General features: G+C 65.9%; 17 protein-coding genes and 1 tRNA gene. 5 read left to right on the forward strand and 13 right to left on the reverse strand.

Annotated elements, in window-relative coordinates; translation table 11 throughout:
* Positions 1-619: 619 nt before the first annotated feature.
* Positions 620-692 (forward strand) — tRNA-Arg (locus tag KIS93_RS27420).
* Between the two features lie 226 nt (positions 693-918).
* Here KIS93_RS27420 and KIS93_RS27425 read toward each other — a convergent pair.
* Entirely contained in the window at positions 919-3132 is a 2214-nt protein-coding gene (locus tag KIS93_RS27425; RefSeq protein WP_186404468.1) for an NACHT domain-containing protein, read from the reverse strand.
* A gap of 364 nt (positions 3133-3496) precedes the next feature.
* On the opposite strand from KIS93_RS27425, the gene KIS93_RS27430 reads away from it, so the two are divergent.
* Positions 3497-3874: a hypothetical protein gene (locus tag KIS93_RS27430; protein ID WP_155129031.1), complete on the forward strand. Its 378-nt coding sequence runs from the start codon at positions 3497-3499 to the stop codon at positions 3872-3874.
* 304 nt (positions 3875-4178) lie between these two features.
* On the opposite strand, the gene KIS93_RS27435 is transcribed toward KIS93_RS27430, so the two are convergent.
* Positions 4179-5987: a DUF6571 family protein gene (locus tag KIS93_RS27435; protein ID WP_155129028.1), complete on the reverse strand. Its 1809-nt coding sequence runs from the start codon at positions 5985-5987 to the stop codon at positions 4179-4181.
* Positions 5988-6285: 298 nt separating this feature from the next.
* On the opposite strand from KIS93_RS27435, the gene KIS93_RS27440 reads away from it, so the two are divergent.
* Together KIS93_RS27440 and KIS93_RS27445 are read left to right on the forward strand one after the other, a co-directional pair.
* Positions 6286-9720, forward strand: coding sequence for an ADP-ribosylglycohydrolase family protein (locus tag KIS93_RS27440; RefSeq protein WP_186404469.1), 3435 nt, complete (start codon positions 6286-6288; stop codon positions 9718-9720).
* Positions 9713-10525: a carbohydrate kinase family protein gene (locus KIS93_RS27445; RefSeq protein ID WP_080044976.1), complete on the forward strand. Its 813-nt coding sequence runs from the start codon at positions 9713-9715 to the stop codon at positions 10523-10525. The genes KIS93_RS27440 and KIS93_RS27445 overlap by 8 nt, the downstream gene beginning before the upstream one ends.
* A 790-nt stretch (positions 10526-11315) precedes the next feature.
* On the opposite strand, the gene KIS93_RS27450 is transcribed toward KIS93_RS27445, so the two are convergent.
* The 8 genes from KIS93_RS27450 to KIS93_RS27485 form a co-directional block, all read right to left on the reverse strand.
* The gene (locus KIS93_RS27450; protein ID WP_080044975.1) at positions 11316-12680 is read right to left on the reverse strand and encodes a tyrosine-type recombinase/integrase; all 1365 of its coding nucleotides are present in this window, start codon (positions 12678-12680) and stop codon (positions 11316-11318) included.
* Positions 12677-12868: a helix-turn-helix transcriptional regulator gene (locus KIS93_RS27455; RefSeq protein WP_080044974.1), complete on the reverse strand. Its 192-nt coding sequence runs from the start codon at positions 12866-12868 to the stop codon at positions 12677-12679. Before KIS93_RS27455 ends, KIS93_RS27450 begins: the two co-directional genes overlap by 4 nt.
* The gene (locus tag KIS93_RS27460) at positions 12865-14196 is read right to left on the reverse strand and encodes a replication initiator (protein ID WP_080044973.1); all 1332 of its coding nucleotides are present in this window, start codon (positions 14194-14196) and stop codon (positions 12865-12867) included. Before KIS93_RS27460 ends, KIS93_RS27455 begins: the two co-directional genes overlap by 4 nt.
* Positions 14197-14439: 243 nt before the next feature.
* Entirely contained in the window at positions 14440-14601 is a 162-nt protein-coding gene (locus tag KIS93_RS27465; RefSeq protein ID WP_155129025.1) for a hypothetical protein, read from the reverse strand.
* Positions 14602-14613: 12 nt separating this feature from the next.
* Positions 14614-14943 carry a hypothetical protein gene (locus KIS93_RS27470; RefSeq protein WP_080044972.1) on the reverse strand — a complete coding sequence of 110 codons (330 nt, stop codon included), beginning with the start codon at positions 14941-14943 and terminating at the stop codon, positions 14614-14616.
* Positions 14940-15614 (reverse strand): DUF2637 domain-containing protein, encoded by a 675-nt coding sequence (locus KIS93_RS27475; protein ID WP_080044971.1) that lies wholly within the window; start codon positions 15612-15614, stop codon positions 14940-14942. Before KIS93_RS27475 ends, KIS93_RS27470 begins: the two co-directional genes overlap by 4 nt.
* Before the next feature lie 4 nt (positions 15615-15618).
* Positions 15619-16989 carry an FtsK/SpoIIIE domain-containing protein gene (locus KIS93_RS27480; protein WP_080044970.1) on the reverse strand — a complete coding sequence of 457 codons (1371 nt, stop codon included), beginning with the start codon at positions 16987-16989 and terminating at the stop codon, positions 15619-15621.
* Positions 16982-17314 (reverse strand): SCO3933 family regulatory protein, encoded by a 333-nt coding sequence (locus KIS93_RS27485; RefSeq protein WP_080044969.1) that lies wholly within the window; start codon positions 17312-17314, stop codon positions 16982-16984. The genes KIS93_RS27480 and KIS93_RS27485 overlap by 8 nt, the downstream gene beginning before the upstream one ends.
* Positions 17315-17458: 144 nt before the next feature.
* Between KIS93_RS27485 and KIS93_RS27490 the strand changes: the two genes are divergently transcribed.
* Complete coding sequence (locus KIS93_RS27490; protein ID WP_080044968.1) at positions 17459-17842, forward strand: GntR family transcriptional regulator; 384 nt, start codon at positions 17459-17461, stop codon at positions 17840-17842.
* A gap of 188 nt (positions 17843-18030) precedes the next feature.
* Here the strand turns inward: KIS93_RS27490 and KIS93_RS27495 are convergent, their stop codons facing one another.
* The 3 genes from KIS93_RS27495 to KIS93_RS27505 form a co-directional block, all read right to left on the reverse strand.
* Positions 18031-19335, reverse strand: coding sequence for a helix-turn-helix domain-containing protein (locus KIS93_RS27495; RefSeq protein ID WP_080044967.1), 1305 nt, complete (start codon positions 19333-19335; stop codon positions 18031-18033).
* A 101-nt stretch (positions 19336-19436) separates the two neighbouring features.
* Positions 19437-19733 (reverse strand): hypothetical protein, encoded by a 297-nt coding sequence (locus KIS93_RS27500; RefSeq protein ID WP_222107638.1) that lies wholly within the window; start codon positions 19731-19733, stop codon positions 19437-19439.
* 378 nt (positions 19734-20111) lie between these two features.
* Positions 20112-21401 carry an IS256 family transposase gene (locus KIS93_RS27505; protein ID WP_080044965.1) on the reverse strand — a complete coding sequence of 430 codons (1290 nt, stop codon included), beginning with the start codon at positions 21399-21401 and terminating at the stop codon, positions 20112-20114.
* Positions 21402-21478 lie beyond the last annotated feature (77 nt).

The raw sequence follows: 21478 nt of genomic DNA on the forward strand, positions 1-21478 counted from the left end.
AACCCCCGGCAACCACCCATCACCCACCAAACCCTCCTCCTGCCCCGCCCCTTCCTGCTCCTGCTCCCGATCCCGGCACAACTCCCACAACCAGGTATCCACCCACTCCCCCGGACACCCACCCTGAGTCCGCACAGGAGCCGGCGTAACAGGCTCCTCCTCTTTCCCGCGCTCCTCCGGAGCAGCCTCCTCAACCTCCACCCTCCGCACCCGCCGAGGCACTTCCCGCACAGGCGAGGGCATGGCAGCCGCATACCGCCGCTCAGGCCGGGGAGGCGCCGGCACCAACACCGGCTCGAACGCCACCCCCGCTACGCCCTCCTCCCCACCCCCGCACGAGCGACCCCCCACTCAAACCCACGCATCTCCCCCGCCAGCAACCCTCCCGCAAGAATCGCCGGCGCCAGCAACGCCCCGAACAGCACAACAGGCCGCCGACGGGCCTGCGCACATCGCCTCCTGGTCACAGCCCCCGACGGTATCCGGGCACGATGCGCACGATTCTGATCACTTGTCATGCCTTTACCGCAGCTCAGAGCACCCATAACCAACCCGGGGAAACCGGCGGCGGGGCCGCGTCGCACACAGTGCCAAACTTTCGCTAGGCTTACGAGCGTCCGCCTCCGTAGCTCAGGGGATAGAGCACCGCTCTCCTAAAGCGGGTGCCGCAGGTTCGAATCCTGCCGGGGGCACGTATCTCGACCAGGTATTTCAGCCTCTGACCTGCGGTTTCTCTGCCGCAGGTCTTTTGCTTCCAGACCTCGAGTAGGTAGCCGAAGGCGCCCGTATGCAGCCGTAGGACCTTGATCACGGGATATATGCGGGATGATCTTGAAGGAGTCTCCGCAGGTCACGTGCACCATGGTCAGGCAGCCATCGCGGATGACTTCCGACGTCTAACGGTACCGATTCTGCTCCTCACCGCTCTGAGGGATGTCCGACCGTCTCAGGGAGAAGTCCACCGGACGGCACAGCGGCGAGGTGATCGTGCAGGTCAGCATGACGAAACTGGTAGATCGGCCCGACAGCCCGGAGCAGCCCAAGCCGATGAGCATCATCCAGGAAGCTCATGATGCGCCAAGGCAGCTCCCCTCTCAGGGCCAGATAGCAACTCGCGATAACACCGACGAGCCACGCATGGTGTCTTCCCATAAGGAGCCCGAACACGAGCCCTGCGGAAACGCCAAACACCAGACCGGTCGCTACACCGATGGTCAATCCTGAGGCGAGGCCACTGCTGAGCCCAACCATGTAGCAACAAGCCAATCCGAAGGGAATCCCGAACGGGACTCCCCGCATCAAAGTCAGGGTCCTGTCGGACTTCCAGCTAGAGATGGCAGTGCTGACGGACGTCAACGTCGGCTTCTCGGCCCACACCACGACCCCCACTGCGACCTCGACTGTCAGCGCGAACGTAGGCCCAGCCACAAGTCCTGTAGCGACGCCGACCTCGAACCCTGTCGTGACGAAGGCCGTGAGTCCCAATGCGAGCGCGGCGGGAAGCATGACCTTGAGCCGCGTCACGGAGCTTGCCACTTTGCAACGCCGGACGCTCTGAGCAAGAAGGCGCATCCGGCCGCGGAGACGAAGATTCGCGTGGCCGGGCTCCTCATCCGCCCAACACGTGTGCCCGATGCCGACGGCGAGCCCGAACACGAGTCCGAACGTCAGCGCCGCGACCAGCCCATGCACGAGTCCGTACGCGATGCCCAACGCCAGCCCAGCCCCGACTCCACCCAATGTGGCCGCCACGACCCCACCCACCAGGCCAGTGATGTGTCGAATCTGGGGAACACTGGCGGCGATGCGCCACCATGCGATATCGCACGTGATGGCCGGCGGGAAGGCCTGCGCGAGGTAGGTGAGATGACGACGGGTAGCATCCGGGTCGCGCCTGCGGCGAGGTCGAAAATGACCGCTGCGATCAGTGCTGGGCGTACGTGTCCTGATCAGTGCGGGAATGAGCTGATCGAGCAAGTGAGCGCGAAGGCTGGCTCGGTCAATGCCGAGGGGGCCGGTCAGCTCAGCAGGATCGGCGCCGGAGTCCGCATAGACAGTACGGATCAGCCAGAGGCCCAGCGGTGTTGCGGCCGTTTCGGCCAACGCGGCACTTGATCGATTCTCCAGTGCCGCGAGCACCTTGCACCAACTCTCCGAAGGGAGCCTGGGAAGGCAGGCACGCAGATATGCAGCTGCGTCCTGTGGACTGAGACGGGTCGGAACGATGACGGCGGCGCCATTCAACGGCCGACCAGCGCCGGCTATCGCCTTGGTGAACTCAGCTGTACGGCTAGTCATGATGAGCTGGTCGCCACTGCCGAGCGACGCGTTCAATGCCTTGATCACCTTAGGACGGGCGTGCTGGGCAATCTCATCCAAGCCATCCAGCACGGGCAAGATGTAACCTCCGGCCACCAGTGCACCTACGGCGCCGGAGCCGAGTTCCGGGGCGCTCAGGGCGGGATAGTCCTTAGCAAGCCTGTCGACCAACCATTCCTGCAGCCGAGGATGAACATTGAGGTCCCAGCCGGAGAGAGGCAGGAGAACCGGGATCGGAAGGACTTTGCCTTGCCGAGTCGCCAGTTGATCTTGTGTCCGGGTGGCCAGTAGCTGCAGCAACAGTTGCACGGCCAAGGTGGTCTTGCCCATGCCAGGCTCTCCAGTGATGACCAACCGGCAACGAGAAAGGCCGCGAAACTGACCGGCGATAGCGACGATGTCGTCACTGCGTCCGTCGAAGGTGAGGTTCGTCTGGGTGGCGACCAGTCGCCCCTGGCTCATCACCGCCTCGTTCCCCGTGAGTTTCCAGCACACCGGGATCGGTTGCGGATCATCCAGAGAGCGATGCCGGGCCTCGGCCTCCCATTGCTTGCGGATCAGACCAACCAAGACTTCAGCGGCCTTCGATGCTTGAGCCGGCCCCAGGGCTGACGCAAGTTGCCGCGGCAATCTGGACCAGGTGAAGACTGCAGTTGCGGCGACGGTTGCGGCGATCAGCACAGCAGCCAGATCAGCGACATTGATGGTCTCATCAGGGTCGAAGGCTCGCACGACTGCTACGACGAGCATCATCAGGGAAGCCAGCGCCAAGGCGCCTACCAACGCCCGCCACGAGTTACGGCGTTCTGCCATGAGACATATGGTGGGGCGCATGGATCGACGCAGAGCACTTTTTCACATATTGGTGTCACACAAGGACACCAAGCAACTCGCCCGGCGCACGTGATCATTGACTACAGCCAAGCGGCCTGACCTGGGTGATCCGGCATGTCGCTCCAAGCAAAAGTAGTCAAGCAGTAAGAGACGCGCCTCATCGCAACTCGCTATACCTGTGTCCAATCGCATGTACGAGCGAAGGCCACTCGGATAAGGTCCGATCGTGCGCCTTGGTGCGTCTTTGAGGGTAGTTGCCGCGACACTTGCCTGTTGTGCGGTCCTGTCGGGCTGTTCGGGCGAGCCCGAACCACCGCCACTGGCGGATGCGGTCAAGAGACTCGTGAGCGACGGGGATGCAGTGGTGTCCTGGGTGGAGACCGGCGTAACAGGGCTGACGAAGGAACGGGCTGACAGCCCGGACCGGAACTCGACTTGTGGACCCGATAAGCAGCGCCGTTCCTACATCGCAAAGGGCACCTTCGCGAATCCAGCCAAGGAGAGCCCGATCAGTCTTGTTGGGATACTAAAAGGCGAGCTCCTCAGCAGGGGCTATCACGACGAGATTGTCGACAATCTCGACCTCCGGGAAGATAACACGAGCGTTGCTGTATTGGTCAATCCGGAAGCCCGCTTGACCTTCATACTCTTCGCCCGGATGGACTCCACACCCAACGTCGTGATCGTCGGCAAGACCGAATGCTATCCCCGCAACGGCTGACCCCCCGCTCACGTTAGGTCGGGCGCCTGCGCAGCCTCCTTTCGAAGCTGCTCAGCTCGGCGGCGAAGGGCATCAGCAGTGGCCAGGCACGAGCTTTCAAGATCGCCCATCTCCCGCCTGAGACGAACGGCATCCGCAAGATACCGATCAGCAGCCGCTCCTCTCCAAACAGGATCGCTGTCGCTTGGCCGCGATGGCACCCCTTCGAAGGTCCCTGCGAGGCGGGTGGCATAGCCGGCGAACTTGGAAGCGAGCGACTCCTTTTCAGCCGCCTCTCGAAGTAGCTGAACTCTAGAAGGCATGGTCAACCGCCTCTTACCTTGAGAGCATTGGTAAGAGCACCAAGCATTCGGCCCATTGCCGCATCTCTCAATGTGGCCTGCTCGTCCGACGTCAGCCCACCGTGCCCGGCTTCCTTGAGTGATTTGATCATCACGTCTACCTGCATGTTCACGAGTCTGTTGGCAACCGTCCCGGCGTCATCCGGCGTCTTCCCATCCATGTAATCGGTGATCATCTTCTTCAATCTGTCTTTGATCTCGTCGAGCATCTTCGCCTTGCCGGTTCCCGGTATCTTGCCGACGTCGGGCACGAACTCATCGGCGAAGTCCACCGGCATCAAGATGCTGTCGGCGAGCCATTCCGCGTATTCATCGTCGCTCCACTCGGCGTAAGTCGATCCGGACAACAGCAGGCTCGACAGCGCTCCCGCCCGTGCGGAGTAGTTGTAGAACGCCGCCGCGCCATAGTTGCCCTGGTCGGAGGGGTGAAAGCGGCCCATGTCCATGTCCTGGACGTACTCCTTCGCCAGGTTCATCAAAGTCTTGGCCGTGGCGGGATCCTGCATCAACGCGCCGAAGAATCGGGCGCTCACGGCTGGGTCGAGCGTGTTCCATGGGGCTCGGGGAGCAAGATAGGGCGGCGGTAGTGGTGGGTTCTCCACTCCGTCCGCTACCGCCTGCTTGTACGCCTCCTGAGCTCTCTTGTCAGCTTGGCCCCTTGCGAGGTTGTCGAAGATCGGACGGATGTTCTTGGCCAGCACACGGCTGACCGGCGAATTGGGGAAGGTGCCGAGACTCCCGCCGATCCAGAGGGAGTGCTCGGACCCAATGCTGTTGATGACGTTGATCCAGGCGCGCTCTCGCACCTCGTCCACCCCGGACTTCGGCTTCAATGCCCCGTCCAACGCCTCTGCCAGCGCTTCTTCATAAGCGGGGACGCCGCTCGACCTGATGGTGTAGGCGTCGAGCATGGTCCCAGCCTCTTTCGGGTGCTCGGCCAAGAACCGCTGGAACGCCTCGGGGTTCGCCGCGAATGCCTTGGCCAGGTTGTACAGGTTCCAGTTGGCATCCGTGGGGAACGCGTCGGAGTTCGGCGGGCGGTTCAGAAGATTGATAGCCGCCTTGGTGAGGAACGTGCTGGACTGCGGAGCCAACTTGACGAGAGTGGTCAGGATGTCCGAAGGAGCGGTCTCGACCATCTTCTGCCATTCGGTTCCGAGCCGCCCAGAGCTCTCTGCGCTGGCGAAGGCCTTGGCGAGCAGGCCCGGTAAACCGTCGCCGGCTCGCTTGGCCGACTCCGGCGTCAGGCCTCGGCGATTCCCTGCGGCTCGGTTGTTCATCCAGTCGCGGAACAGCTTCTGGAAGGCCGTGGGGCCAAGTGCCGCGAGCAGTGCCGCAGCATAGGCGGGATCATCGACACGTCCTTTGAGCGCCGCCGCGGCCTTCTCCACCTCAGCCCAGCTTTGCCCGGAGAGGTGCTCATCGTGGCGCTTGAGAGCCTCAGTGATCGCTGCCGCGTCCTTCTTGGCAGCCTGTGCTGCCTCGGTCTGGTTGCTGAAGGGCATGGTGGCGGTCAGCATGCCCTTCTGCTGGGTCGGCACCATCCGCTTGAGGGTGTCGACGCGCCATTTCAGGTCCTGCTGCGACTCGTGGAAGAACCACCAGGTCCGGTGCATCGCGGTGACACCCGCCCGGCCGGCCCAGTCCGCACCGGCTTCGGCGATCGCTGATTCGAGTCCCGGCCGTGTTCTGCCAAGGACGTCCTTCCCCGTCTCCATCTGGCGGATCAGCTTGTCTGCCCCGAGGGGATCGATCCCGACGAACTCCCCCATGAACACTCCCAGAGGGTGTGGCTTACAAGGCGGAAGTCAAGCATGTCCCGATATGCGAGGTAAACACGTTATGCATTCTCATTAACCATTTGAACCATGGGTATATGGTCAGGCACAAATGCCTGCACGAGAGCAACCCGGCCTGGCTATCCACGTCTCCCGCGCTTCTCGCTTGAGAAGGTGGAGGGATATGTTGCCTCGGTGTAGAACCAAGTACGGCTGTAAGCACCCTCTTGCCATCTCCATTCACGTCCTCTCTGGAGAACCACATGCGATATGCGTCTGTGCAGGGCTGACTGTGCCGATCTTCGAGGAAGGCCCAGCCAAGTCCGTCGTGGCTCCCGATCGTTCGCTTGATCTCTTCGCGAATCGCTTCGAGCTGACCCGCCACGTCGTCTCGCTCATCAACGAGGACCCCGTGACCGAACGGATTCTCTACTTGCACGGACTCGGCGGGAATGGCAAATCACTGCTGCTGCGGCACCTGGAACAGCGCTGCTGCCTGCGTACAGACCAGTGGGCGACCATTCAGGCGGCCTCAGACGTCAAGCTGCTGGAGCGACTGACGGAGCATGGCCGGCCGGTCCCGGTGGCCAGGATCGACTTCGGAGCACGGCCCGCAGGAGAGAATCGCCCTCAAGAGGCGTTCTCCGGGCTCTTCATGCTCAAGCGACAGCTCGCCCGATACGGCATCGCGACTCCTCGCTTCGACTTCGCCGCGATCACCTACCTCCACAAGCTCGGCTTCGACATCGCCCATCGGGTTCCGGAGCTGTTCCCGCGAGGAGAGGCCGGCATCGCGTTGGACATCGCCGACGCCATCATGACGCTGCCGGTCCTGCGGGTGGGCCAGCAACTGTTTCAGATGCTCAACGTGCGGATGGACAAGGTCTTCACCCGCAGGCGGATGCAGCGGCGCGTCCCCCAGGAGGACGCCGAGCAGATTCTCACCCTCGTCCCCGAGCCGGACCTCCTGCACGAGCTCCCCCGCCTGTTTGCCAAGGACCTGAACGACGCCGCCGGCGACCATCCACGCATCGTGCTGCTCTTCGACACCCACGAGGCCTTCTTCGGCGAGGCGATCGGCGACCCGGACAGCTTGATCCACGCTGACAAGCTGATGCGGGACGAGTGGCTGCGCTGCCTTCTGGGGCATCTCGACCTGGGCGCCGGAATTATCGCCATCCTGGCGGGCCGGACTCGGCCGCCATGGTCGGCGGCTCCCGCCTTCCCGATCCCCGACCGGTATCTGGACTTCCGGTTGGTCGGCCACCTGACCAGCATCGACGCCCAGCACTACCTGAGCATGGCCGGCATCACCGACCCAACCATGCGGCAAGCGCTGGTCGAGTACGCCTCCACCGCCCCCGACGAAGTCCACCCGTACTTCCTCGGCCTGTGCGCGGACGTGGCACTCGCTGCCGGCTCTCGCCTCACCCCTGCCGACTTCACCGGCCTGGTCGACAAGGAACGCGACCTGGCCCACCGGTTGTTGCAATGGACGCCCGCCGAAGCCGAGTACGGGATCCTGGCGGTCAGCGCGTGCCGAGCCTTCACCGCCGAGACCTTCCGCCATCTCGGGCAGGAGCTGGACTTCCCCTGCGACCGCAGCGCGTTCAGCAGACTGACGGCCTTCTCCTTCATCGCCCCGCTGCGAGGAGGCACAGCCGGCGGCTTTGGCGCCTACACCATGCACAACATCCTGCGTCGCTCGCTGCAGAACGTCCGGCCAGCCGAGCTGCGCCGTGCCCATGAGGTCCTGGCCAGGTACTACGGCGAGCGCGAGGAGTTCACCGCCGAGATGGAGGCGGCTTACCATCTGAGCCATCTTTCATCACCCCAGGGCGTGACGGCGTGGGTGGCGCTCATGGATCGCAGCCTTGCCACCGGCCGCTTCGACCGGTGCCGCGCGCTCGCGGGACTGCTCAGCGAACTGCGTATCGACCGTGACGAGGATCGTGGTCGTTGCCTGTACCGGGTCGCCCGCGCTTATCTCGGACTGGGGCACTGGAACCGAGCCGAAGCCCTGCTGGACGACCTACCTCGGAGATCGGCGCATGCCGAGCTCGTCCGTGCCGAAGTGGCCTTTTGCCGGGGAGACTTCGAGCGAGCCGAGCGCCTCGCCCAGGCGGCCTTGACCCTCGCGGAGGGAGAGGCGCGGCAAGGGTTCCTGTTCCGGTTGGCGGAGATCGAGCTGTACCGGGGGCGCTTCTCCGACGGACGCCGGCACGCCACCGAAGGCATGAACAGCACGGCAGACCAGGCGCCTTGGCTTAAGCTCCTCGGCGAGATCGAATACTTCTCCGGTCACGTCGACCGGGCGGACGCGCTCATCAACCAGGCACTACAGGAAGTCGGGGCTCGTCCTGACCACCTGAGGGATCAGGTGCTCTACGCCGGGCTCCTGCAAGATGCCGCCCTGGTCGCCGAAGCCACCGGCTCCTGGCGCACCGCGCTGGACAGTCAGAACAAGGCGCTCGCGATCCGCAAAGCGTCAGAGGACGCCCGCGGAGTCGCTCAGTCCCTGCACGGGACGGGTAAGGCTCAGTGCGGCCTGGGCCTGCTGAAAGAGGCCACTCACAGCCTGCTCGAAGCAGGCCGGATGGCCCGCGATCTGGGAGACGGCCTGTTGGCGGCGAAGGTCACGCACAGCGAGGCCGACGTTCACCAAGCCAACGGTGACCACTCAAGTGCACGGCGACTGACTGAGCAGGCACTGACCGAGTTCGAGCACCATGGCACTCCATACGACGTAGCCTCCGCCCACCTCTCTCTGGCACGCCTCACGCAGGGTCGTGAGCGCATCCACCACGCCGACCACGGCCGACGCCTCGCGGTCCAGGGAGGGTTCGGAGTGCTGGATCAGTTGTTCGCCGAACAGGCGATCCCTCCTTCGGGGCGGATTCTGAACGGACTCGTCGGGTTCTGCTGTGGTGACGCTCTGGGCGTGCCGTGGGAGGGCAAGCCGGCTCAGGACATCGCTCTCACGGACACCCTGACCGCCCGCGGGGAATGGCCGACCGGCAGCACCTCGGACGACACCGAACAGCTCATCCTGCTCGCCGAGAACCTGATCAGCACCGGCGGCTCAGAACATGCCTTCCTGACCGCCCTCGCGGCGGCATTGCCCACCATGCGCGGCGCCGGCCCCACCACGCGGCGAGCGATTGCCCGGTTCGAGGCGACCGGTTCCGTCACGACGGACGGCGGAGCGACCAACGGCGCGATGATGCGCGTCCTGCCCATCGGCTGGGCCGTCCCCGCCACCGACGTTCAGCATCGCCGTGAGCTGGTCGAGCGTATGACCAGGACCACCCACGCCGACGCGCGTGCCATCGCCACCGCCAGCGCGGTAGCCGCCATGGGCTCTTGGGCACTCGAAACCTGCGCCGCTCAGGACCTGATCACGATCGCCACCGAGGAGCTCGATCACTTCGGCGTCTTCAGCATCGAAGGGTGGGAACCGAGCCCAGGTGGCGTGTCACTGGACGTGATGGACACGTTGGGAGCAGTCCTGCACGTGCTCAGCCTCTACGAGGACCCAGTCGGTGCCATGCGGTACGCCGTCAGCCTCGGTGGGGACACTGACACCGTGGCTGCAATCGTCGGAGGCATCCTGAGCTGCCGCCAAGACGCGGTGGACATCCCCTGGGCGCCGCAAGTCGCACTTCCCCCTTCGTTGGAAGTCCTCGCACAAGGGCTGCTGGCCATGCGACAGGCCAGGTATGCCTGACTTCTGGATCATCGGGCCGATCGCCTGGGACCTCGCGCTGTATGTCGACCACCTGCCCGGCAGCGGTCACTTCGTTCAAGCCGGCGAGAGTGCCGAGCGTCCCGGAGGCACCGGCGCGAACGTCGCCACTGCGTTGAGCCGCGCCGGAGCCCGCGTGCACATGGTCGGTTACGTGGGATCGGATGCCGCCGGCCAGAGGATGACGACCACGCTGACCGCGGCAGGGGTGGACGTCGAGCACGTACAAGTCCTGCAAGGACGCACATCGTCCGTAGTTCTGCTCATCGAGCCCGATGGGGAGCGCACGATCGTCGGCATTCACCCTGACCTGCTGCATGACGTCACCATTCCCGCCACGGCGGTGGCGCCGGGTGACATCGTCTATTTCGCCGCCTGGCGCGACGTCTTCACTCCCGCAGCTCAAGCCATGGCCGCCGCTGGAGCTCTGGTCACGGGCGTCCCGCCCGGCACGGTCCCGGCCATGCGGTATGTGATCGGGTCCCGTAATGACTTCGCCGTCATCCCCGAGGGCACCGTCGCGATCGTCACCGACGGCGCTAACGGTGTCACCGTGCATTCAGAGGACGGCACTCATCATTTCCCAGCCCTCCCCACGAATGCCATGGACGTAACGGGCGCCGGAGACGCCTTCGCCGCCGGCCTGCTGTGGGAGATCGGCAGGGAGAAGTCCCTTGTTGAGGGGGTGCAGCTTGGGCTTGCCTGGGCCGCAGCCACCGTTCAGGTGAAGTCATCCGTGCCGGCCGACATCCCGTCATGGGCCAGTGGGCATAAGCCGCTGGCGTAGAGCCTCTGCTTCGGCTGTAGATCACCGGTACAAGCGGTGGCATGCCCAATTCCGGATGCGAAAGGCGGGGACAGAGGGCGGGAAGAGTCTGTCGCATCTGGCGGCTATCAGTGGCCCTGGCCGCTTCCCAACGTCACTCTTCGGGGCGGCTTGTCTGTTCTCTGGCGTTCGACGGGTTTGCACTGGTCGCGGCTCCGCCTCCCGACCGGCATGGCGAGCCGGCGTGGGACGGCCCACTGATCGTTCCCGCCTTCTGGGTGATGGGATCGTGGTGGCCTTCGGTCGCTTTGGAGCCGGGTTGGATTTCGTACGAGGACGCGCAGTGGACGTCGGCGAAGGCATCGGTGTCGGGGTCTGGACAATCGCACCTGATGCCGTGGGCGCCGGAACAGAGCCAACGCCGGGTGAGCTGAGCGGACTACAGACGATCGACCAGGCGGCGAAGATCGCGCAGGTCGAGCAGCCGGCCCCGAGCAGCAGCTTGGCAGTGCGCGTCCAACGCCGCGACGATGATCTCTGCGGTGGAGTCGGGGGCGAGTACTTACGCCATTCGAGGGAGGTCGGCATATCGCGCCTGACCCGAGGGCGGATCGGAATTCCGTACGGTGGTCGCCTCAGCGGTCCGGAGGACGGGGTTGAGTCATGGTCCTTGTCCATAAGCCCCCTCTCGCTGCCTATTCATGCCAGGGTGACGCAGCGTGCCGTCTCTGGAACGGAGCGACGCGGCATGTCGAGCAGCAGAACGTGAAATGGCCCCGGAAGACCGGGGCCGAAGGTGAATATCCTGGACTTACTCGTCAAGAGCGCTGTTGATTTTGCTGTTGATCTGCTCTTGCTGGCCGTCCATGCATTTGGCGTAGACCCGTAGCAGGACGTCCACGCTGTGACCGGCCCGCTTGGCGACTTCGACGGCCGGGACGCCGGCGTTCAGCCAGAGTGAGACCGCCGCGTGGCGGAGGTCGTACGGTCGGGCGGCGAGCGACGAGGCCACCTGGGCAGGAGTGAGGGCGAGTTTGCGGGCTTCCTGCCAGACGTAGGAGTGCGCCGAGCTGGAGTAGGTCCCGCCCGTCCTGGTGGTGAAGATCCTGCCGTCCTCGGCGGTGCCGAACGTGGCGATGTGCTCGCGGAGTATGGCGACCAGGACGGGAGGGATGGGGATCTCTCGAGTCTCCTTGTCCGCGCGATGCTTCAGGCTGCGCGACTCGTGGGTCTCGCCGGAGTTGGTCCAGCGCTTTGTCCCTTGGGGCCGCGCCTTCTCCAGGACGATCAGGCCCCAGCCCGATTCCGGCAGGGTGCAGTTCCTCTGCCTGAGATCGGCCGCTTCTTCGGGCCGAAGCGCGGCGTAGTAGATGCAGGCGAACAGCGCCTTGAGCCGGGGGCCGCGCTTGCGTCCGACCTTGGGGATGGCGTCGAGGAGTTGCTTGGCCTGAGCTGGGTTGACCACGGTGCGCGGGTCGACCGCCGTCACCGCCTTGGGCACTGTCCATTTGATCTCGTCCAGCGGGTTGCTGCTGAAGACCTTCTGCTCCACCGCGTGCTCCAGCAGGTGATGCAGTACGGCGCGCTTACGTCGGACCGTGTTGGCTCCGGCCGGCTCGCCTGCGAAGGTGACCGAGATCGCGGCGAGCGCCGCGCGAAGTACGTGTGCCTCCCCCAGAGCCGTCAGTGGCAGCGACGCCCTTTCCAACCAGCTCAGAACCGATGCCTGTGTCGGGGTCAGGTCTGTACGCCGCTGCTCCGGCAATAGCGCGTGGATTCGGAGGACCTCGCGCAGGTCATCCGCGGGCGGGCGGCGCGGCGCGTCGGCCACGAGGGCTGGGATCAGCGACAGGAGCGCGTACGCGTCCGTCTCTCGGGTGCGTGCCGCGGACATGTTCCAGCGGCGCAAGACGTACGCCTGCGCGAACTCCAGGAAGGACGGTCCAGTGGCCTCGGGCGCCAGCATCGACACCGGCAGGCCGGTGGCTACGTCGAACTCTTCCCCCGCCTTGGCCGCCTGCCGGAGGTCGGACATGAAGGCGTTGGCCAGGCCCTTGGTTCGGAAGCTCTTGGACTTCTCCTTGCCCGCGACCCTCCAGCGGGCGACGTAGACGGGCATTCCGCGGTTCGAGCGCTGCTGGACCTGGCTGAACTTCACGTCGTAGGTGGTGTTCACGCGGCCTCCCGTCGAGAGTCGAGCCAGGCGATGAGGTCGCTCCGCCAGACGCGGAGTTCGAGGTTGGGCAGTTGGACGCAGACCGGCGCGCGGCCGAGTTCGCGCCAGCGGTAGAAGGTGCGGCGGGAGACTCCGCCCAGTTCGTCGAGGACCTGAGGAACGGTCAGCAGTTCGTCGCTTCTGCTCATTGAGGATCACCGACCATCTGCGGCAGGCGGACACCGGTTATGGCTGCGGCGAGGAGCTGTTCGCCCAAGGAGAGGCCCTGTCCGGCGTACTCCCAGTGGGCGATGACCAGGACGGTGCCCTCTTCGAACAGAGGGAGCCGTCCGGTGGAGATCTCTTCTGCGCGCATGTGTTCTTCGCGGGCGGAGCGGAGCGCGCCGAGGGTGGTGGAGTAGCGGCGGCTCTTGGTGGAGAAGTGGCCGCGGAAGCCGAGCATGTGGGCCCAATGGATGAGCCGGAGGTCGGCCAGGGCGGGTTGGCTGCCGAGGCGCAGGCAGGCGGCGATCAGCCGGCGGGCGTGCTCGCGCACCGGAAGAACGTTCAGGTTGTCGAGGGGTTGGATCCGCCGGTCCAGGGTGCCGACGCACTCCGCCGCCTTCGTGGCGTACTTGGCGATGTAGGCGGCCACGGCTTGGTCGGTGAGGTCCCCGGTCATGGTGATCTGGCGGGTGTCGAGCTGCGTGCCCCAGCGGAAGGCACGGCGCAGAGGCTTGATCTCTGCCGTCACTGCGGCAGCCGCGTGCTGGACGGCTTGGGCAAGTGTGTCTGCCGTGGCCCATGTCGGTGGTGGCGCGTCGGGTCCGTCCGGGCCGTCGAGGCGGATGACGGCGTGGAAGTGGACGACGCCACGGCGCTGGTACTCGGCGACCTTGGCGAACGCGATGCTGACGTGCTCGCGGAGCGCCTTGACGGTCAAGCCGTTGAGCCTGGCGAAGCGTCGGCGTAGTGCGAGGGTGAAGCGCCGCCACAGCTCAGGGCTGATGGCGTTGAACAGGACCGAGCCGTCGTAGTCGTAGCAGTCGGGGCACAGCGGTTCGCCGAGTCGCGGATCGTCGGCGTTGTGCCGGTCGGTGCAGGACATCGTCCGCCCGTGCGGGCAGACCTCGGCGTCGCGGCGGGCGTGGCAGGGCAGGACCTTGCCGTTCTTCTCCCGCCGCGCGTGGACGACGCCGAAGGACGGCGCGGTAAGCGTCACGAACAGACACGGGTGTGAGGTGACCGTCTCGGGCACGCCCTTGCCGCCGACGAGGCCGGCGCGGACGAGTTGGTACGTATCGGCGCGGTAGACCTCGGCGCAGGCCGGGCAGCGCGAGGCGCGGCGCGTCTTGCACGGCACTCGAAGGACGCCGTTGGGTTCGGTGGTGGTGCTGTACCGGTGCAGCAGGTGGCCGGTGGCCTGGTCGTAGTGCTCGACCTTGCCGCGTAGGTGAATGGGCTGTCGGCAGCCGCCGGTCCGCTTGATCTGGCAGGCCCAGCGGTTGTAATTGGGGTCATGAAGTCGGGAGATCATCCCGGCTATGGCGTGTGGGTGGTGCAAGATGGATCCGTCCTGTCCGGATGTGCTCTGGGTGGGATGGCCCCTCACCTGGCGCGGAACTTGGCGGTTGTGTGGCCAGGTGAGGGGATCTCGGCTATGCGCCGTGGTTGTCGATTCCGGTGCCGCGGCAGTCACGGCAGGTGTCGCCGTCGCCGTCGAGGCCCGAGCCGTTGCAGGTGCAGCAGCAGCCGAGTGCGATCTCTTCTGACGTCACGATCAGTGGCTCTCGCGCGGCGTGATCGTGAGATAGATGCGGTAGTGGCGCGGTCGGTTCCTGGCGGGGAAGGCCCGCGACATGGACGTGACCGTGAAGTTCTGGCGTAGGTGGATCATGCCGAGGGTGAGCTCGGCGCGGTTGCCCTCGATGCGGATGCGCATGGTGCGTACCTCCTAGATGTCGGTCTGGATGCAGTCGCGGTAGCTGTCCACGGCGGCGTGGCGGGCACGGGCGGTGGCGAGGATGGCGGTGAACTCGTAGGTGACCGGTCCGAAGGAGATGCTGGTCATGTAGTGGCCGTGAGGGAGGTGGTCGCGGTCGATGTCCGTACCGAGCAGGGCGGCGACCTTGTCGACCTCGGCGCACATCTGTTCGTCGGTGTCGTTGGAGGGAAAGCCGCGGATGATGACGGGTGCTATGGAGGTGGGTACTTGCGGGTTGGCCTTGAGGAAGCCGGCCAGAGCGATCAGGCCGGCGATGAGGGCGTTTCGGTCGTTGTTCATGGCGATTGCCTTTCGTGGTTCTGGAACGTTCCACAGATGCTGAGTAGGTCGGATGCGAGTTGCTCGGAGACGCCCAGGCGGGCGCGGAGGACGTCACGGGTGATGGGCTTGCTGTGCCTGGCGTGGTGCTCGTCGGCCACTCGGCGGGCGTAGTCGACAAGCGCAGGAGAAGGTCCAGGCCGATCCACGTCCACAGCCGGGGCGAGAGCGGGACGATCGTTGGCGGGTACGGCGGGCGGTTCATCGGGCTGAGGACTCGGCGATGCTTCCGGGAGTGAGGTGGGACGAGGGCCCGACGTCCGGCGTTCGAGCATGGAGACTGCGACGAGGAAAGCCGCTGCTGGAGTCGCCGCGGTGATCCAGCCCCAGACGGTCGGGTCGGCTTGTTGCAGGTTGGCAGCCAGAGAGAGGACGATGCCGCCGGTCAGGACGAGGACCGGCCAGGACATCGGGCCGCGCCGCTGGCGCCCGGTCTTCTTGTCGCGCTGCCGCTCGCGGGCGGCCATGACGCAGGTGAGGTCGATGCAGACGGCGATCGCCCAGGCCATCCAGCCGGACTGTCCGTGTTCGCTGGCGGTGTCGCGGATGTGGGTGAAGGACCCAGCTCCGGCGATGAGGGCCAGGACGAGGACGGGGCCGGTGTCCATCAGCCAGTGGGCGAGGCGTCGCATCGGATCAGGCCTTCCGCGGGTCCGGGATGGAGTCGAGGAACTCGGCGAGGTCGGCGTCGGTCGGTGAGGTGGTGTGGCCGGCGACGATGTCCGCCCAGGTGGGCGTTCGGTCGGTGTAGGTGGTGGCGGCGAGTTCGGCGGCCTGCTCGCTGACGTAGAAGGAACGGGCGCGGTACCACTGGCCGTCCTGGGAGGCGACGATCGCGACGCCCGGCGTCTCGGCGGGGATGGCGCGAGCCGAGGCGAGTGCGGCGGGATCGAGGTCGCCGAGGGTCATGGTGGCGGTCTCGGGGTCGTTGACGCGGTGGCAGATGCGGCCGGAGCACTGGGCGCGGAGGGCGGTGACGCCGGGACCGAGGTCGGAGCCGATGCGTTGGCCGCAGCAGAACAGGTAGATGCCGAAAGCTCGCCCGAGCTGGGCCACCCGCAGGAGCGCCGTCGAGGTCTTGGCGATCTCGTCCTTCTCGCTCTTGTCGGCCATCAGGTACAGCTCGGCGAGTTCGTCGACCAGGACGACGACAGGCACGGGCCGCTGTTCGTCCGGGAGTTGCCAGATGTTGCGGGCGCCGGCCTCACGGCACAGGGCCATGCGGGCGGTCATCAGGCCAACGAGGTCATCAAGCAGCGCGGTGCATTCACTTCGTGTGGTGCCCAGCGCCGAGAGGCGAGGACTGTACGGGGTGAACTCCACGCCGCCCTTGAGGTCGAAGCCGACCAGCGCGACCGGCTGTGGCGCGAGTCCTTGGACCAGGGCGTTGGCGAGGTTGGACTTGCCTGACTGTGTAGCTCCGGCGTTGATGTAGTGCGGGACGGTCTTGAAGTCGATGATCCACGGGCCGCCGGTCTCCAGGCGTCCGACGATGACCTTGAGCAGTTCGGGCGAGGTCGGCAAGTTCTCGACCCGGACGAGTGGATCGCGGACGGTGGCGGACAGAACGACCCGTCCGGGACGAGGGGAGGAGACGCGGACCGCGTGGATCCCCCAGGAGTGGGCGAGCCGTTCGGCGGCATCGGAGTAGTCGGCGGGGATCTGGCCTTCAAGGGTGTGCAGGGTGACCCGCCAGCCGTAGCGGGTGGGCTTGGGCAGCCACATGAACGGCTTGGTGTCCACGGCGATGCGCTGCCACTTGCGCCGGACGCGGACGACGCCGGTCGAGGCGACCAGGCCAGGAACGGTGGTGAACCAGAAGCGCTGCCGCTTCTTGGTGAGGTTGCAGCCGAGGGCGACCTTGCGCCAGCTGGCCCGTACGCTGATCGCGACGAACGGGAAGGCCACCACGAGCCAGAACGACGGGTAGTGCCAGCGGCGCCAAGCCCAGAGCCCGGCCGCCGAAGCGGCCAGGACTCCGAGCATGATGAGCGTGGTGTCAGACACGGAGCGGCTCCGTGTCCACCGGTAGGAGCGCGGCGGCTCGGTAGGAGATGCCCCACCGGCCGGCGATCTCCCAGACGTACCCGACCAGGCCGGTCGGGTTTACCTGCTGACCGGCGCTGATCGGGGGCTCCCCCGAGGTGCCGATCTTGACGAGCTCGATCCGGCCGAACTCGTCCTCGACCGAGACGGTGACTTCGTAGACGGTGTTGCCGTGCTTGTCGGTCTTGATCTCTCCGGTGTCCTTGTTGAGCAGGCGCGGCTTGGGCGCCTTCACGCAGGTGATGACGAGCTTGGAGGTGTCGACGGGGATCGGGATGGTACGCACGAGAGCTGATCTCCTTCAGAGGCGGTGTTCTACTTACCAAGATACCTAGGTATCTAGTTTTGTAAACCAAGATAGCTGACTCGGATCGAGATTGCTTACAGGTTGCCCAGAGACCTAGGCATCTAGAAAGGCTAAAGTTGGGTCATGGCATCCACCGACCGTCGCCGGCCGTACCTGCGAATCGCCGAGGACATCCGGCGCGACATCGCATCGGGCCGCTACGCGGTCGGCGAGCGCCTCCCCGTGGCCCGCGAACTGGCCGAACGGTACGGCGTTGCCATGATGACCATCGGCAACGCCCTAGCCGTCCTACGCGACGAAGGACTCATCGAGACCCGCCAGGGAGCCGGCAGTTTCGTCAGCCGGACCCCCGACGACGAGACCGCCGGCCCGACTCCCGGCGAGCACAGCGAAGAGTTCCGCATCATCTCCGAGCAGCTGAGCGAGATCCGTCAGCACATGCAGAAGCTGACAGTCAGGCTGGACGAGCTAGACGCCCGGACTCGTCCTGATCAAGCCGAGAAGTGATCCTCTCGGTGCGCCGCTGGAGTTCGGCCAGGTCGACCGTGATCTCCGCCAGCTCACGTAGCAGGATCTGTCGTTCGATCTCACTGAGACCCACGTACCACCCCATTGTGTAGGCAGGACGCCGGAGCGCCCCCGGGTTACCTGACAGGTGGGGAGCCATTGCGCGGATAGCCCTCCGTCTTCCGTGCTCACAGCAGCCGCATCGCCTTGGCGAGATTGAGGATCTCGCGCTGACGATGCAGGTTGCCGCTGTCCCTCAGGTCGCGCACGATGTTGCGGACCAGTGGACGGTTCCGGACGTGCTGGGGCGCGATCCGGTCGGCACGGAGCAGAGCGTCTGCCGCTTGGTTGTCCTTCCTGTTCATGTGGTAACCCGCCGCGGTGCAGGTCCAGTAGTGGGCCTGACGTTCGGACGAGGCGATCTGGGCGACTTCAACGTGTTCGGCGCGGGAGATGACCTCGCGGGGCCGGCCCAGCTCCATGCTCACCTCGACCGCGTGGATCGTGGTGTTCACCCGGTTGAACTGCGTCTGGAAGACGTTGCCGTCCCGCGGCAGCACCTCGGCGACCCTGCGGGCCTCCTCCAGATGGCCCTCAGCCTCTCGCTGATCCCATAGTCGCGAGTACGCCACCGCGGCGCGCAGGTGCAGGGCGCCCCACATCGCCTTGATCGTGTCGCTCCCGCCTACGTGGGGTTCGATCTGGTCGATCGCCGACAGGGCCGCGTCCTTGGCGGGGTCGAGCTGCGCTTCGTGCAGCCACACGCCGCAGAGGTCCCAGCTCGCGGCGGCGACCAGGTCCGGGGCGCCGACCCGTTGCGCAGCGACGAGCTCACGCTGCACGGCGGTCCAGCCCAGGTCATGATGTCCCAGGAGGTTGGACGACACCCGCGCCATGTGGCAGGCCCGCAACATCAGCGCCTCGGCCCGTTCGCGATCGGCCGAGGAGTCGTTGGTGACGGCGATCAGGTCAGTCAGGATGCCGGGCAGCACCTCGCCCAGAGCGGTGAACCTGGCGTCCTGGCGCAGCTGCTCGGCGAGGCGCACGTTCGCCTCAAGTTCCTGCAGCGGCCGAGGTTCTCTTGCCGCCCGGAGCATAATCCCGCTGGGCAGCGAGGCCTGCTGAAGTGCGAGCCGTAGCGCCGGCACCGCCGCGTGGCCGGAGTCGAGATCCGTCGTCTCGTGCTGGTACGGCTGGCCGGTGAGCTCTGCGACCTCCACCCCGAGCACCTCAGCGAGCTGCCCGACCACGCTCATGCGGTCCAGTGGCAGCCGCCCGTTCTCCACCTTCGACAGCCAGGAGACGGAGCGGCCAACCTTCTCAGCGAGGGTGGCCTGATCCCACCCCTTGCGGTGACGTGCCCGCGCGATCCTCTGGCCTTGCGTCGCGTACTCTGTTGCCACGTCCGAGCCCCTCCCTCTCGCCGTCGCTTGCTTCGACGATAAGACGGGTGACGTGGGCCACTGGCAGAAAAACTGCCAGTCGGCAGGCATGCGAAACCGCAGGTCGGCCTTCGACCTGCGGAAACGCTTGTCACAGATCAGTTTCAGACTGTGACGCTACGTGTGCGTGGGCTACGAGGGTCGGCGCGTCCTCACCTCGCTTCGCCGTTGATGAGCTGCCGCCACAGCCTCTCGGCGGCACTGACCTTGATGCGTGGACTCTCGGCGATGACCCAGGGAGAGACCGACCGGTCATACCGCCGGATGAAGCCCTGCCCTCCGGCCCGGCAGTCCTCGAAGATGATCGGCAGGCATTCGCAGGTGTAGCCCCGGACGCGCGCGGGAAGCGGACGGTCTTCGACCATGGCCCACCTGACCGGCACCGCGTCCGGGCGTGGCGTGGCGGGGTGGGTGCCGTGAAAGTCGTAGTCCTCTGCCACAGGGCTCACCGTCCTTCATGAAGAGCGATCGCCAACAGAGCGCCGGCGGCGCTCATGGGGACCGTGATCGATGAACAGGCGTTGGTGAGCGAGGAGCCATCTCCAGTCGCGGCGTGCGCACTCTCGGAGCGGCAGGCCGGAGCACAGCCGCGAAGCCCCACCCGACGGGGCACTGGACCGTCACTCACCAACGCCATGTCTCCAAGCTAGCAAGCCTGTAAGTACCTGTCTACTCCATGGCATTCCATGAAGCTCCACGATCCGGCGTGAAGGGCCGTGAAACGCCCTCCTACTCTCATACCGTGGCCAGATATGTCGAGCACACGCGCACCTGGGAGTTCGACGAGGACCGTTGAGCAATAGTCAAGACCTGTGGATCATAAGTTCCTAGGCGGCTGTGGGGACAGGTGATTCGGTGGGGCGTTCGACGAGTTTGCCGTCGATAAAGGTGGCTCCGGCGCGGACCAGGGCGACCAGGTGGGCGCCGTTGATCGCGCGCCAGCGGGATTGGGCGGACTCGATCAGCTTGAAGGCCATGGCCAGGCCGGCGGCGCGGGAGCCGGGGCCCTTGGTGACCTTGGTGCGGTGCCGGACAGTGGCGAAGGTCGACTCGATCGGATTGGTGGTGCGCAGATGCCGCCAGTGCTCGGCCGGATAATCGTAGAAGGCCAGCAGGTGCTCGACGTCGTCGGTGATCTTGGCGACGGCCTTGGGAAACTTGGCGCCGTAGGCGGCCTCGAAGGCGGCGACCGCGGCGAGGGCATGGTCCTTGCTCTCGGCGTTCCAGATTTCGGCGAGGGCCTTCTTCGCGCCCGGGTGGGCTGACTTCGGGAGCGCCCCGAGCGCGTTGGCGATCTTGTGAAACCAGCACCTCTGACCCCTGGCCTGCGGGAACACCTCGGCCAGCGCGGACCAGAAGCCGAGCGCGCCGTCACCGATGGCGAGCACCGGGGCGCGCATGCCGCGCCGGGCGCAATCGCGCAGCAGGTCGGCCCACGACTCCGTTGATTCGCGGTAGCCGTCGGTCAGCGCGACGAGTTCCTTGCGGCCGTCGGCGCGCACCCCGATCAGCACCAGCAGGCAGAGTTTGTGCTCCTCCAGGCGGATGTTGACGTGGATGCCATCGGCCCACAGGTAGACGTAGTCGACGCCGGACAGATCGCGATCGGCGAACGCGCGCTGCTCGGCCTTCCACTGCTCGGTGAGCTTGGTGATGACCGGAGCCGACAGGCCGTGGCCGGTGCCGAGGAACTGGCTCAGCGCGGGCACGAAGTCGCCGGTGGACAGGCCATGCAGGTAGAGCAGCGGCAGCACCTCGGTGATGGCCGGGCTCTTGCGGCACCAGGGCGGCAGGATGGCTGAGGAGAACCGGCGCCGCTCGCCGGTGGTCTCGTCGATGCGCTTGTCGTTGACCCGCGGGGCGTGCACCTCGATCGCGCCCGCGCTGGTCAGCACGGTGCGGGGCTGGTGGTGGCCGTTGCGCACGACCAGGCGGCGACCGGCCTCGTCGCGTTCGCCGGCGAAGGCGGCGATGTAGGCGTCGACCTCGGCCTTGAGCGCTTCGGCGAGCATCCGGCGGGCACCTTCACGCACCAGCTCGTCGATCAGCGCGGGTGAAGGGCCGGAGGCGTCCGTGTTGCGGTCGCTGTCGGCAGGGTCAGGGACTACGGTGAGCACGGGTGTGCCTTCCCGACCGACGTTGGCGCGTCGGTCATGTCTTGAGAACTCGCATGATCATCGGGAAGGTACACCCC

The organism is [Actinomadura] parvosata subsp. kistnae, from assembly GCF_900323885.1.
GTDB classification, from domain to species: Bacteria; Actinomycetota; Actinomycetes; order Streptosporangiales; family Streptosporangiaceae; genus Nonomuraea; species Nonomuraea composti.

Bases quoted from the DNA above. Each gene is read 5' to 3' on its own strand.
- KIS93_RS27425 (WP_186404468.1), bottom strand. From the start codon at position 3,132: ATGGCAGAACGCCGTAACTCGTGGCGGGCGTTGGTAGGCGCCTTGGCG.
- KIS93_RS27435 (WP_155129028.1), bottom strand. From the start codon at position 5,987: ATGGGGGAGTTCGTCGGGATCGATCCCCTCGGGGCAGACAAGCTGATC.
- KIS93_RS27445 (WP_080044976.1), top strand. From the start codon at position 9,713: ATGCCTGACTTCTGGATCATCGGGCCGATCGCCTGGGACCTCGCGCTG.
- KIS93_RS27455 (WP_080044974.1), bottom strand. From the start codon at position 12,868: ATGAGCAGAAGCGACGAACTGCTGACCGTTCCTCAGGTCCTCGACGAA.
- KIS93_RS27460 (WP_080044973.1), bottom strand. From the start codon at position 14,196: ATGATCTCCCGACTTCATGACCCCAATTACAACCGCTGGGCCTGCCAG.
- KIS93_RS27465 (WP_155129025.1), bottom strand. From the start codon at position 14,601: ATGCGCATCCGCATCGAGGGCAACCGCGCCGAGCTCACCCTCGGCATG.
- KIS93_RS27470 (WP_080044972.1), bottom strand. From the start codon at position 14,943: ATGAACAACGACCGAAACGCCCTCATCGCCGGCCTGATCGCTCTGGCC.
- KIS93_RS27475 (WP_080044971.1), bottom strand. From the start codon at position 15,614: ATGCGACGCCTCGCCCACTGGCTGATGGACACCGGCCCCGTCCTCGTC.
- KIS93_RS27490 (WP_080044968.1), top strand. From the start codon at position 17,459: ATGGCATCCACCGACCGTCGCCGGCCGTACCTGCGAATCGCCGAGGAC.
- KIS93_RS27495 (WP_080044967.1), bottom strand. From the start codon at position 19,335: ATGCCTGCCGACTGGCAGTTTTTCTGCCAGTGGCCCACGTCACCCGTC.